Annotated in this window: 11 protein-coding genes, 1 tRNA gene and 2 riboswitches; of the genes, 10 read left to right on the top strand and 2 right to left on the bottom strand. The window is 43.3% G+C overall.

Annotated elements, in window-relative coordinates; all coding sequences use genetic code 11:
• Window positions 1-415: 415 nt before the first annotated feature.
• The 3 genes from G625_RS0102110 to G625_RS0102100 all read left to right on the top strand — a co-directional run bounded on the left by G625_RS0102110 (window position 416) and on the right by G625_RS0102100 (window position 2,797).
• Window positions 416-488 (top strand) — tRNA-Lys (locus G625_RS0102110).
• Between the two features lie 77 nt (window positions 489-565).
• Entirely contained in the window at window positions 566-1,930 is a 1,365-nt protein-coding gene (locus G625_RS0102105; protein WP_029199806.1) for an MATE family efflux transporter, read from the top strand.
• Between the two features lie 163 nt (window positions 1,931-2,093).
• A riboswitch (cyclic di-GMP riboswitch) is annotated at window positions 2,094-2,167 on the top strand.
• Window positions 2,168-2,277: 110 nt separating this feature from the next.
• A riboswitch (cyclic di-GMP riboswitch) is annotated at window positions 2,278-2,351 on the top strand.
• A 14-nt stretch (window positions 2,352-2,365) separates the two neighbouring features.
• Complete coding sequence (locus G625_RS0102100) at window positions 2,366-2,797, top strand: CAP domain-containing protein (protein ID WP_029199805.1); 432 nt, start codon at window positions 2,366-2,368, stop codon at window positions 2,795-2,797.
• A gap of 225 nt (window positions 2,798-3,022) precedes the next feature.
• Here the strand turns inward: G625_RS0102100 and G625_RS17940 are convergent, their stop codons facing one another.
• The gene (locus tag G625_RS17940) at window positions 3,023-3,910 is read right to left on the bottom strand and encodes a class I SAM-dependent methyltransferase (protein WP_242826575.1); all 888 of its coding nucleotides are present in this window, start codon (window positions 3,908-3,910) and stop codon (window positions 3,023-3,025) included.
• Window positions 3,911-4,211: 301 nt separating this feature from the next.
• Between G625_RS17940 and G625_RS0102090 the strand changes: the two genes are divergently transcribed.
• Together G625_RS0102090 and G625_RS0102085 are read left to right on the top strand one after the other, a co-directional pair.
• The gene (locus G625_RS0102090; protein WP_156884994.1) at window positions 4,212-5,252 is read left to right on the top strand and encodes a hypothetical protein; all 1,041 of its coding nucleotides are present in this window, start codon (window positions 4,212-4,214) and stop codon (window positions 5,250-5,252) included.
• A gap of 290 nt (window positions 5,253-5,542) precedes the next feature.
• Window positions 5,543-7,039, top strand: a complete 1,497-nt coding sequence (locus G625_RS0102085; protein ID WP_029199803.1) for a 4Fe-4S dicluster domain-containing protein — start codon at window positions 5,543-5,545, stop codon at window positions 7,037-7,039.
• A gap of 255 nt (window positions 7,040-7,294) precedes the next feature.
• On the opposite strand, the gene G625_RS0102080 is transcribed toward G625_RS0102085, so the two are convergent.
• Window positions 7,295-7,729, bottom strand: a complete 435-nt coding sequence (locus G625_RS0102080) for a hypothetical protein (protein WP_029199802.1) — start codon at window positions 7,727-7,729, stop codon at window positions 7,295-7,297.
• Between the two features lie 442 nt (window positions 7,730-8,171).
• On the opposite strand from G625_RS0102080, the gene acpP reads away from it, so the two are divergent.
• The 5 genes from acpP to G625_RS0102055 all read left to right on the top strand — a co-directional run bounded on the left by acpP (window position 8,172) and on the right by G625_RS0102055 (window position 12,566).
• The gene (gene acpP, locus G625_RS0102075) at window positions 8,172-8,393 is read left to right on the top strand and encodes an acyl carrier protein (RefSeq protein WP_029199801.1); all 222 of its coding nucleotides are present in this window, start codon (window positions 8,172-8,174) and stop codon (window positions 8,391-8,393) included.
• A gap of 141 nt (window positions 8,394-8,534) precedes the next feature.
• Window positions 8,535-9,569, top strand: a complete 1,035-nt coding sequence (gene accD, locus G625_RS17935) for an acetyl-CoA carboxylase, carboxyltransferase subunit beta (RefSeq protein ID WP_044931238.1) — start codon at window positions 8,535-8,537, stop codon at window positions 9,567-9,569.
• A gap of 2 nt (window positions 9,570-9,571) precedes the next feature.
• Window positions 9,572-10,498 (top strand): acetyl-CoA carboxylase carboxyltransferase subunit alpha, encoded by a 927-nt coding sequence (locus G625_RS0102065; RefSeq protein WP_029199800.1) that lies wholly within the window; start codon window positions 9,572-9,574, stop codon window positions 10,496-10,498.
• A gap of 40 nt (window positions 10,499-10,538) precedes the next feature.
• Window positions 10,539-11,600: a 3-oxoacyl-ACP synthase III family protein gene (locus G625_RS0102060; protein WP_029199799.1), complete on the top strand. Its 1,062-nt coding sequence runs from the start codon at window positions 10,539-10,541 to the stop codon at window positions 11,598-11,600.
• Between the two features lie 42 nt (window positions 11,601-11,642).
• Entirely contained in the window at window positions 11,643-12,566 is a 924-nt protein-coding gene (locus tag G625_RS0102055) for a nitronate monooxygenase (RefSeq protein WP_029199798.1), read from the top strand.
• Window positions 12,567-12,612: the final 46 nt, after the last annotated feature.

Raw genomic sequence — 12,612 nt, 5'->3', positions numbered from 1 at the left:
TCCTGTTTTCCCATGACTGTTTCTCCTGAAAAAAGTATAGCAAAAAGCTCGATTTTACGCGAATTTCAAGGATTTGACATTCCGTCAAAATGACATGTGTATAAGCTTATGATTCGTCAGAAACCGAAAAAAATCGGACATGGATTTCCACATTTTCTGACATATGTACCAGAATAAACCGCGAATTGTGGATTACACAGATGATATAGGAGTTAATTTAAAAAATCCGAGAGGCTGTCCACAACAGCGTCTCGGATCCTTTGAAAAATATATTTTTAAATTCAGCGTTTTTAACAATATGAAATAGTAGGGGTGTGAACAGTAACACACAAAGCAGAGCGAAATAACTTCTTTTAAAAAGTGATTGACAAAACAGTCAATTATTTGTAGACTAAACGAGCATTAAAAATGCTTTGCACCTTTAGCTCAGTTGGTAGAGCAGCGGACTCTTAATCCGTTTGTCCAGGGTTCAAGTCCCTGAAGGTGCATTTTTTGTTACATTGTTTTAGAAGTCGTGTCTTGAAAGACATGACTTTTTTTGTATCGCATCACGGAGGAGACAGGGATGGAAAAGAAAAGCACGGTTCAGGATATGACCAGCGGCAACATAATAAAGCAGATAATATTCTTTGCCATGCCTTTGATGCTTGGAAATATATTTCAAATGCTTTATAACACCGTGGATTCCATAGTGGTGGGAAATTTTGTAGGTACCGAAGCGCTGGCAGCAGTCGGCGCCACAACCATGATAGTAAATATGCTGGTATTTTTCTTTAACGGTTTTGCAACCGGTGCCGGCGTTGTTATGGGTACCTATTTCGGTGCAAGGAATCTGGAAAGACTTCATTCCTCAGTGGAAACTACCATAGCCACAACATTTATACTCTCGGTGGTCTTTACCATAATAGGTGTTCTGGGAGTAACTCCCATGCTTCATTTCATGTCAACCCCGGAAGATGTAATGGGGGAAGCAACACTTTACCTGAGAGTTTATTTTGCCGGAATATCCGGACTTCTTATATATAACATAGGGAGCGGTATCCTGAGAGCGGTGGGAGATACCAAAAGGCCTTTGTATTTTCTTGTTTTGACCAGTATTATAAACACAATTCTGGATCTTCTTTTTGTAATTGTATTTAAAATGGGGATCATGGGAGTTGCTCTTGCAACCATCATAGCTCAGTTCATTTCTGCATTTTTAACCCTGAGATTACTGACAAAGACGGATGATATCTATAAGCTCACCTGGCATGACCTGAAGGTAGATATACCTATACTGAAGAAAATCATGCTGGTGGGACTTCCTGCAGGTATACAGTCAGTTATTACTGCATTTTCCAATGTTTTCGTCCAGGCTTATATCAACTTCTTCGGAGCAAGCTGCATGGCGGGATGGAGCTGCTATAACAAAATCGACCAGTTTATAATGCTTCCTATGCAGAGTATGGCCATGGCCTCCACCACCTTTGTAAGTCAGAACGTGGGAGCCGGAAAACTGAAGAGAGCAGATGAAGGTACCAACACAGCAGTCAGTATGAGTTTTGTGATCACCGGAGTTATAGCCACAGGAATCTTTGTTTTTGCATCACAGGCTGTAGGCATGTTCACTTCGGATAAAAGCGTTATAGATTATGGTGTTATGTTCCTTAGGACCAATGTTTACTTTCTGATGTTTAACTGTGTTAATCATGTGTTGGCCGGCGCCCTGAGAGGAAGAGGAGATTCAAAGGGACCCATGATGATCATGCTTGGAACATTTGTGGTTATCAGACAGATATATCTTTTTGTCGTAACTCATTTTGTTGCCAACACTCCCCGGATAGTAGCTCTTGGTTACCCGGTAGGCTGGGTATCCTGCTGTATTTTAGAGGTTGCATATTTCATAATAATCAGAAGAAAAAGGCTTAGAGAGCAGAATATTAAAAACTAACGGTATAAACACAAATTAAAATCTATATTTAATTGATTAATTTTAAGAAAAAGTCTTGCAATTTAAAAAATCTATAGTATAATTAGAATTGTAAAGAGGAGATGAGAAAAGAAAGGAACCAGAAAAAACGGTTCGCTTCTCTTTAAACTAAGATCCAACCTAGATTTTAGTTGGGCAAACCCGGAGAAATCCGGCGACGCAAAACTACAGGGGCCGAAAGGCCAGCCAGTTGCAATCTTCATGGAGCAGAGCTCCGAAGGTTAGTTCTCGAATCAGAATTAATTCAAGAAGGTTCTAGGTTAACTGGCACAGGGTACAAAACCCGGTGCCAATTTTTTTATCCCGATTCACTTAAATAGCAAACCCGGAGAAATCCGGCGACGCAAAGCTACAGGGACCGAAAGGTCAGCCAGCTGCACTTGAAAGGAAAAGAAAATGAGAAACCTTGTTAGAACAATATTCGTAGCAATCTTCTTCGCAGTAATGATGACACTTACATCTTTTGCACAGACTGACCTTGAGGCTCAGGCACTTGCAAAGGTTAATGAGATAAGAATGGCAAACGGACTTTCAGCAGTTCAGTACAGCGCATCACTTGAGACAACATCAGTAGTAAGAGCAAACGAGATCACAACTAAGTTCTCACACACAAGACCGGACGGAACAGACTGGTACACAGTAAATGCAGATCTTCAGTACGGCGAGAACCTTGCAGAAGGCTACAACACAGCAGACGACGTAGTTAACGCATGGATGGCATCACCTACACACAGAGCAAACATCTTAAAGCCTGATTTCACAACATGCGCAATCTCAACAACAACTCAGAACGGAAGAACATACTGGGCACAGGAATTCGGAATTTAATCTGATATAGAAGAAAAACATATAACAATAATTCTCATGATAAACATAATCCTACGCAAAAAAGACCCCGCCGGAAAAACCGGTGGGGTCTTTTTTGATATAAGTCTTTCATGTGCACCCTGTGCCTGCACAAAATCCAAATCCGCATTACCTGACAAGTGCGTGCTGTGCCTGCACGAAATTCAAATTCGCATTACCTGACAAGTAGTCGTTGTGCTTCATTTGTCAGAGCTTTCTTGTTTCAGGCAGGATACAGTCATAGCGTATTGCTTTTCCGGATAAAGAATAATCGGGCTTAACGCCTGCAAGAAAAGGACCCTTCAGAGGTCTTTTTATGATAATCTTATGAGGTTTTGTCTGAAGGGCAGCGTTAAACAGCTCGGTTTCATCCGAACAGGGACGTTCCAGCTGCTGAAGAAGCTGGAATTTCTTCTTTACCAGTGCGCTTTTTGTTCTGGCAGGAAACATTGGATCCAGAAGAACAGCATCAGGGGAATGATCCAGATGCTTCATTGCATCTATACTGCTTTCAATATGCAATTCCATGCGGGAAACTATTTCCTTCAGATCAGGATCCATTGCGGCACGGCGTAAGGAATCTTCAAGCAGGGAAGCTATGACCGGATCATATTCATAAAGGATAACCTTAAAGCCTGAGGCGGCAAGAAGCAGGGAATCCTCGCCCATACCTGCCGTTGCATCAATAATGACAGGTGTGTGGTCAAGACCCTTCATCTTGGCGCATTTCACAAGAAGCTCCCGCTCCAGGTTGCTCTTTTTTAATCTGGAAGCATTGTCGGTAAAATCACCTCGCAGGGAAAGATTTCCGTCCGTAAGTGATAATCCTGTTTCGTCCAGCTTTAAATACAGAGAACTATTCGGAGAAGCAGACTCAGGATGAGTCTCATTGGAGGCGTGCTTTGGATGATTATCTATAGAAGAAGGCTCATTATGATCCTCATTGGATTTCGGCATTTTAGAGTTATCTTCATATAAAAAGGCATCAAGCTCTGCTTTATCAAGTGTATAGGGAATCCGGAGCCTTTCGGACAGTATCCTTGCAGTATCAAGAAAAGCCTCAGATTCTGAATAGATCATCATTTTTGTTTCCATATATATTCCGTTCCGGGTGTAGAGCCGATCAGACTGACGTGTGTCAGATACATACGGCAAAAAACATGCATTTAAAGATGAGAATGATTTTCAACTGTTATAAGTTTAAGAAAAGATTGTATTTAAAGCAATCATATAATCATGAGTGATAAAAAGAGATAGGATTAATCAAAAATATGATGTATGTTATATTTGAATGAAAACAGGGGTTAAGTCAGGATTATTTTGAAAATCCGAAATGAAGCTCCGGTATTTAGAGGAAAATTTAAAAGGACCGGAGTTCCCGAAAGTGAGGAAAATTATGAAAAGAAAAATATCTGATGGAAGCATTAAACAAGTGATAAAGAGAGGCTCTGCAGCAGGACTCATCATGCTGCTTTTCGGAACAAGCATCGCCTGTGGAAAGAAACCAAAGGCTGAGGAAACTACTGCTGCGACTACTGCTGCTACCGAGGCTTCCACCGAAGCGGAAACTACCGAAGCAGCTAAAGACGAAAAAGAAATCACAGGAAAAGTAGTGGATGCCGCAATGCATTCTCTGGTACTTGAGGATAAGGATGGCAATACCTATGAGCTCAGCGAAGTGGACGGTGTAGACATTAGCATGCTCCAGGGGGGAGTTGAAGTCGGAATGGATGTTACCGTGGAGCTTGACAGCCATGGAGATGTTATATCCATAAGACCTGCCGGAACTGATCTTGTGGGTGAGACAGAGGAGGCTGAAAGCGAAGCAGCGGTCTCAAGTGATGAGGTTAAGCAGCTTCAGAGCGGAGTAAAGACTGTGGCAGACCTCAGCTATGACATTCAGAATGCCGGAGCCGTTAGCGGAGTTGTTATAGAAGTTTCCGGAGAAGACGGAACCATAGTGCAGACTGTTGAAGGTCCTGTTGAGTTCACTGTAAGCAAGGAAACCGATAAAAGTGCAGTAGGTGGGAAGGTTAATCCCGGTGACGGTGTCCGCGTATTCTTCAATGAAGACGGCGATGCACTTTCTCTGGAAAGTATGGATGTCTCCATAAACAATCCCGAGGCCGCAGTGGCAGCAGGTGAAGTAATACTTGATTTTGCGAATAATGATTTCAAGTCTTTTGCCGGAAAGGTACAGTATCCGATTCTTATTGACGGAAAGGAATACAAGGACGCAGAAGCTCTTGAAAAGGCTAAAGACAATATATGGACTCCCGGACTTATAAAAGCTGTGGTAACGGAGGATCTCCTTAAGACCGCGGCAAAGGATGCCGGCATATTTATAGGTAAGGATGACGGTCCTTATGTTCTTATAAATAATGACATGGTATTTGAGATATCCGGCATAGCTGTACGAAAGATCGTACAAAACTAAGATCTTGGTATCTGCAAAAAAACATGAACAAAATATAAGAATAAAAAGATTGTTAATTCTATAACGTCATAATAGTTTAAATGTATTAAGGATGTTATACTTAGCTCATCAGGCTGCATGAAAGTCAGGTTTCGTGCGGCTGCAAAGTCAAAACATTTTATTTTTCATTGGTCAGACATTTATAGTTTAACTGTTTTTTTACGATAGAACTGTATGTGGGCTATTTTCACGAACACTGTTATATAGCCTTTGATTGATGAGTATATGTATGTCTACACAGGAGGGTACGAATGGTAACAAATGATAAGGGGGCTATCGCGCTTAAACACGAAGTCATCGAAAGACTGTCCAGAGCCGCATGGGAGGACAGACTCGGCAGGGAAGCAGAGAATGAGACTATCATGGCTATTTCACCGGGGCCTCACTCAACATGGAGATGCTGTGTTTATAAAGAGAGGGAGATCCTGAGATGGCGTATCCGTCTCACAGAGAATCTTGATGCAAATCCTTATGCAACTGAGCCTAATCCAAACATTATCCAGGTTATAGATCCGGCTTGTGAGGAGTGTCCGCTTTCTTCCTATACAGTAACTGATAACTGCCGTTTGTGTTTAGGAAAGGCATGTCAGAACAGCTGTCGTTTTGGTGCCATCACCATGGGTGACCAGAGAGCACATATCGATCCCAACAAGTGTAAAGAGTGTGGTATGTGTGCCAATGCCTGCCCTTACGGAGCTATCGCTCACCTTGAGAGACCATGCCGTAAGCCCTGCCCTGTTAATGCAATTACCTATGATGAAAATGGCATTTGCAAGATAGATGACAAGAAGTGTATAAGATGCGGTCAGTGCATCCACAGCTGTCCTTTCGGAGCAATCGCATCAAAGCTTGATGTTCTCGATATCATAAAGGATATCAAGGAAGGCAAAGAGATTTATGCAATGTGTGCGCCTGCTATCGAAGGTCAGTTTGGTAAGGATATCACCATGGGCTCCATCAGAGAGGCACTTAAGAAGCTTGGCTTCACAGATATGGTTGAAGTTGGTCTCGGTGGAGATATGACTGCTGCATATGAGGCTGAGGAATGGTATGAGGCACGTCAGGAAGGAAAGAAGATGACAACCTCCTGCTGCCCAGCATTTATAAATATGCTGAGAATGCATTATCCTGATCAGTTTAAAGAGAATATGTCAGAGACAGTATCACCTATGTGTGCTATCTCCAGATATCTCAAGGCAACACATCCGGGATGCAAGACTGTATTTATCGGACCATGCATAGCCAAGAAGTCTGAGGCTCATGAGATGGGCATAAAGGATAATGCTGACTACGTACTTACCTTCGGTGAGATGCAGGCAATGATGAGATCAAAGAATGTTGAGATGGTGCCTGTAGTCGATCCATACCAGGAGTCTTCAATCTGGGGTAAGAGCTTCGCAAGCTCAGGCGGAGTTGCCAATGCTGTTCTTGAGTGTATGAGAGAGCGTAAGCAGGATTCAACAGGGATCCAGCTTCGTGCAGCAGCAGGCGGAAAAGAGTGTACAACCGCTCTTCAGCTCCTTAAGCTCGGAAAGCTTCCTGAAGACTTTATCGAAGGAATGGTTTGTGAAGGCGGCTGCGTAGGCGGACCTTCAAAGCACAAGACAGAGCTTGAGATAAGAAAGGCACGTCAGGATCTCCTTAACCAGGCGGATAATCGTAAGATCCTGGACAACCTTAAGAACTATCCTATGGACAAGTTCTCCATGATGAGAGGACCGATGAACGAGTTCAATTGTGATAAATAATCTGAAATCCAAAGATTGATACCAAAAAAGCCGGGAACCCCGTAATCAGCGGGTTTCCGGCTTTTTCGATTGTAGGTCGAGACCACGTGACACGCACTGCTTCAAGTTTTGCCGGCAGCAAAACTTAAAGCGTGCGGAACACAAAACCACCCGTTATGCGGGTGGTTGTTCAAGTTATATCCACCGGGGACGGTTCTCTCCGGCGAGAACCGTCCCTACCGGCGAGAACCGTCCCCGGTGGGGTTAGTTCGTATCTCAGAAAGGAAGCCTTAAGGATGGGACAGAGCTCAGGGCAGAATTGATGCTGTCAAGGTATGACTTAAGAGTCTCTATTGAATCGAAGAAGTCATCTATCTTCTGACTATAGTTGGAGTAATCGGCCTCCAGCTGTTCAACCATGCTATCCACTTTTTTCATGGTTTCTATGGCTGCATCAACCTCAGCTTTATAATCGATGACGATATTGTAAAGATAGAATCCTAAAATAACGAAAACTGCCACTGCCAGAAGCGTTATCACAAGAGTAGTGACCATCAGCTTGTGGTTCTGTTCAAGCTTTGCCATGATCTCGGCATTGGAGGGTTCTTTCTGAAACTCATTTAGTGAGTCCTGAAAATCCTTATAGGTATCATCGTTGTTGTCGGGATTTTCTTCATTAAAAGGGAGCATTTCTTTATCTCTTGGATCCATGATGGTATTTCTCCTGTGCTTAAATTTGTTTTCATTAATCTTTTTTACATATCGGGATTAAACCGATTTCTGAAAAGACATATTATAAATAAGTAGGATTATACCATATATAAGGTGATGTTTACACAGGTTTAAGGAAGGCAGGAATATGACAGGGGTATCGATGCTATTTAAAAAATTTAAGTACACACAAATTTTTTAAATAGCCATGTCGAAACAAACGACGTAATAGCGTCATGCGCTTTTATCTCCATTAGTCATAGTTTCAGAAACTACTTTTATTCGAAAATTTCTTTCATTGACTAAAGTTTAACCTTTAGGTATTATCAACAACAGCGAGAGGATAGTTAAAAGATTTTAATAAAAATTTTTTTTCTATCTGCTTGTAAATATCAACAAATAAAGAATTGAGATGTCGTTTTATCGACCAAAAGGAGAAAACATGGATTTCGAGAAAGTTAAGAGCATTATTGTTGACACACTTGCTTGTGACGAGGACAAGGTTACACCTGAGGCAAGATTCATTGAGGATCTTGAGGTAGATTCACTTTCACTCGTTGAACTTCACATGGCTCTTGAGGATGAGCTTGGACACTCAATCCCGGACGGTGAGATCGGAAAGCTTCAGACAGTCCAGGAGCTTGTAGATTACTGCAACAAATAATCAATTAAATCCGAAGAAATGATCTGCCTTCATCAGGTCAGGCAGGGGTCCTGCTCCTGCCGGGACTTATGAAGGCATGGATGTTTACTAATTAAAGCCAAAGCTCGTCTTTGGCTTTTTCAATGAAGTATGGAGGAATAAATGGAATCTCCAATTACAAAGATATACGAAATGTACAAGGACAGAGCCTTACGTAAAAAGGCTCTGGCGGACACCGTCGGACACAGCGGACTCAGGTTCAATTTCGGAAAAGATTCTCAGGATGCTAAATCCAAGAGTTCCGATAAGAAAACTGCTGCTCCCGAAAAAGGTGCAGAAGAAGTAAGAGACAAAAACGGTTTCCGTATTCCTGCGGTAATGATACCTTCAAGTTTTATTACCTGCAGATCCTGTGGAAGACGTGCTCTCAGAAAAAAGTGGGAAGACAGCTTCTTCGTTTGTCCTGAATGTGGAAAATATGCACCCATCGGAGCTTATTACAGATTAAGCCTCATTCTGGATAAAGGTTCTTTTGAAGAAATAGATACAGATATCAAGGCAGAAGACCCGCTGGATTTTCCGGGCTACAAAGAGAAGATTGAAAAGCAGGAAGAAAAAACAGGTTTAAACGAATCCGTTATTTCAGCAGTCGGAACCATTCAAGGTATCCGACTTGTAACAGTGGTTCTGGACAGCAGATTCTTTATGGGTTCAATGTCCCGTGCAGTGGGAGAAAAGGTTACCCGTGCCATAGAGTATGCAGACAGGGAAAAATTACCCTTAGTTATTTTCAGCGCAAGCGGCGGCGCCCGTATGCAGGAAGGGATTTACAGCCTGATGCAGATGGCCAAGACAACCTCAGCAGTTCAGACATTCAGTGAGCATGGCGGACTGTTTATCAGTTTCCTGACACATCCTACCACAGGCGGTGTAACAGCAAGCTTTGCCACACTTGGAGACATTACCCTGGCTGAACCCGGTGCGCTTATAGGATTTGCAGGTCCGAGAGTTATAGAGCAGACCATCAACCGTAAGCTGCCTAAGGGGTTCCAGCGTGCCGAATATCTTGAGAATCACGGCTTTGTGGACAGAATAGTAGAAAGATATGAAATGAGAGATGTACTCACGGATATACTGAAACTACATATGGATTCCGGAAAATTTCAGTCAAGAACAGATATAGCTTCGGAGAAATAAGGATGATAAAAGAGATAATACAGGAAACAGAACAGATTGAGGAAAAGATCAATGCTCTCTCTGAAAATGATGAATTGTTGGAACAGAACGCTGAAGAGATACGCGAGCTTGATAAAACAAGAAATGATCTTCTTTCAAAGTGCACAGATTTAAGTGCCGCTGACAGAGTGTATCTTGCAAGACATCCCAAGCGTCCTCACATAAAGGATTTTATCGAAAATCTATTTACCGATTTCTTTGAGCAGAAGGGAGATCATTTATATGATGAGGATCTTTCCATCTATGGTGGCATCGCCCGTTACAAAGGCTGTCCTGTAACAGTACTTGGACATCAGAAGGGCAGGACCATGGAAGAAAATCTTGCCTATAATTTCGGAATGCCAAGACCGGAAGGTTACAGAAAAGCTCTTCGTTTAATGCAGCAGGCAGAGAAGTTTGGACGTCCAATCATTACCTTTATCGATACTCCGGGTGCTTATCCGGGTCTTGAGGCTGAGGAGCATGGTCAGGGTGAAGCCATTGCCAGAAACCTTGCAGCCATGAGCAGCTTCCATGTACCGGTTATTTCCATAGTTACAGGTGAGGGAAATTCCGGCGGAGCTCTCGCCATCGGTGTTGCCAACAAGATCCTTATGCTGGAGAATGCAGTTTACTCAGTTCTCAGCCCCGAGGGATTCGCTTCTATTTTATGGAAGGATGCCGGACGTCACGAAGAAGCCTGCGAAGTAATGAAGCTTACAGCCCGTGACTTAAGAAAGACAGGTGTTGCGGATCATGTTATCCCTGAGCCTCTTGGAGGTGCACAGGAGGATCCGGAGAGACTTTATGCGAGTCTTGACATCGTTCTTGAGAAGACATTTACAGACCTGCTCAAACTGTCACCTGAAGAAGTTAGAAAGCAGAGACAGGAAAAGTACAGGAACATATAAAGAAGTGTAGCGTACACAGTTTAATATCAGGAGTATAGTTTTGAAGGGAATAAAAATCATCGGCCTGGGAGGAGCACTTCCAAGCAATACAGTCACAAACGATGCTCTGGGAGAGATCATGGATACATCGGATGCCTGGATATATCCCAGAACAGGAATCCATGAAAGAAAATTCTGCACGGAAGATGAAAGTGCATTGACACTTGCCATAGAAGCAGGAAGAAAAGCCATTGAAGATTCAGGAATACGGAAAGAATCCATAGGGGCCGTAATAGTTGCGTCCATGTCACCGGATCTTGCTACTCCCAGCATGGCAGCTCTTATACAGAGAGAGCTGGAGCTTCCGGAGGTACCTGCACTTGATCTCAATGCTGCCTGCAGCGGATTTATATATGCGCTGGAAGTTGCAAGAGGTCTTTTATCAGCCGGTCTCGATGTATGTGATATCTATCCTGATAAAAAAGAAGAGAGAGAGTCACGGAAGGCATCACAAAAGTGTGCCCTGGTAATAGGAACCGAACAGCTTTCAAGGCTTGTATCTATGGAAGACAGAACAACAGCCATTCTTTTCGGAGACGGTGCCGGTGCTGCGGTTATAGCATTGGACAGCGGGGAAGATGAGAATCTCTATGTGAGCCTTCTCGGTTCAAGAGGTTCCGGAGTCATAGAGGCACCCTCAATTTATACAGGGGCCTACGAGCAGAAGCTTAGAAAGAGTACTTCTGAGGATGGTCAGGAAAAGCCAAAGATCGATCACATGCTTATGGATGGTAAGGACGTATTTGTATTTGCCTGCGATATCATACCAAAGATCATAAACGGACTTCTGGATAAGACAGGACTGAGTCTTGAAGACGTGGACCATGTAGTTTGCCATCAGGCGAACGCAAGAATCATACGACATGTTATCAGAGCCATGCATGCTCCTGATGAGAAGTTCTTTATGAATATGGAAACTCTCGGAAATATCAGTGCAGCCTCAATCCCTATCGCTCTTTACGATATGAAGAACAAGGGACTGCTGCATGAAGGAGACAGGATGATCCTGGCCGGCTTTGGCGGCGGACTCACCTGGGGCGGATGTGTAATAAATTACAGATAAAGCATTAAACAAAACAATCAACAAAAACAGAGAAGGTATATCATGAAGTTATTAAATGAAATTTTAGGAACCCGTTACCCGGTTATTCAAGGTGGTATGGCAAATATCGCAACAGGACGTTTTGCGGCAGCCTGTGCCAATGCCGGCGCCGTAGGACTTATCGGAACAGGCGGAATCAGAACAGCAGACGAGCTTAGAAATGAGATCCGCACAGCCCGTGAGCTTGCACCGGAGACAGCAGACGGATATAAGCCGGTTATAGGTGTTAACCTGATGCTTATGAATCCTTCAACAGATGATTTTGTAAAGGTTTGTATCGAGGAAAAGATTCCTTTGGTTACAACAGGTGCGGGAAATCCCGGAAAATATATGGAGGATTTTAAGGCAGCAGGCATAAAGGTAATCCCTGTAATAGGTGCGCCTGTACTTGCACAGCACGTTGAGAGACTCGGAGCTGATGCTGTTATCGCAGAAGGTACTGAGAGCGGCGGTCACGTTGGTGAGATGACAACCATGACACTTGTTCCTCAGACAGTTGATGCTGTAAATATTCCTGTAATCGCAGCAGGCGGAATTGCAGATAACCGTCAGTTCAGAGCTGCCATGGCTCTCGGAGCCTGCGGTGTTCAGGTCGGTACTGTTCTTCTGGCATCACCTGAGTGTCCTATACATGATAACTATAAGGCAGCTCTTCTTAAGGCAAAGGGTACAGATGCCATCGTTACAGGCCGTATAGGCGGAACTCCTGTAAGAGTACTTAAGAATCAGATGACAGTTGAGTACTTAAAGCAGGAAAAGGCCGGAGCAGACAAGATGGAGCTTGAGAAGTACACACTCGGATCATTACGCCGTGCCGTATTTGAAGGTGACGTAAAGACCGGTTCTCTTATGTCAGGACAGGCCTGCGGACAGCTTAAGGAGATCCGTCCTTTGGCAGAAATACTTAAGGATTTGACACAGATGTAAATAGAGCATAGAGCCATCAGGCTCTGAGGCATCTGTTTTAAGACTA

It is taken from the genome of Oribacterium sp. NK2B42 (genome assembly GCF_000424445.1).
In the GTDB taxonomy this organism is placed as follows: Bacteria; Bacillota; Clostridia; order Lachnospirales; family Lachnospiraceae; genus Oribacterium.
Note: the sequence above shows the minus strand (reverse complement) of the source record. Positions and strands in the feature narration are given on the sequence as shown.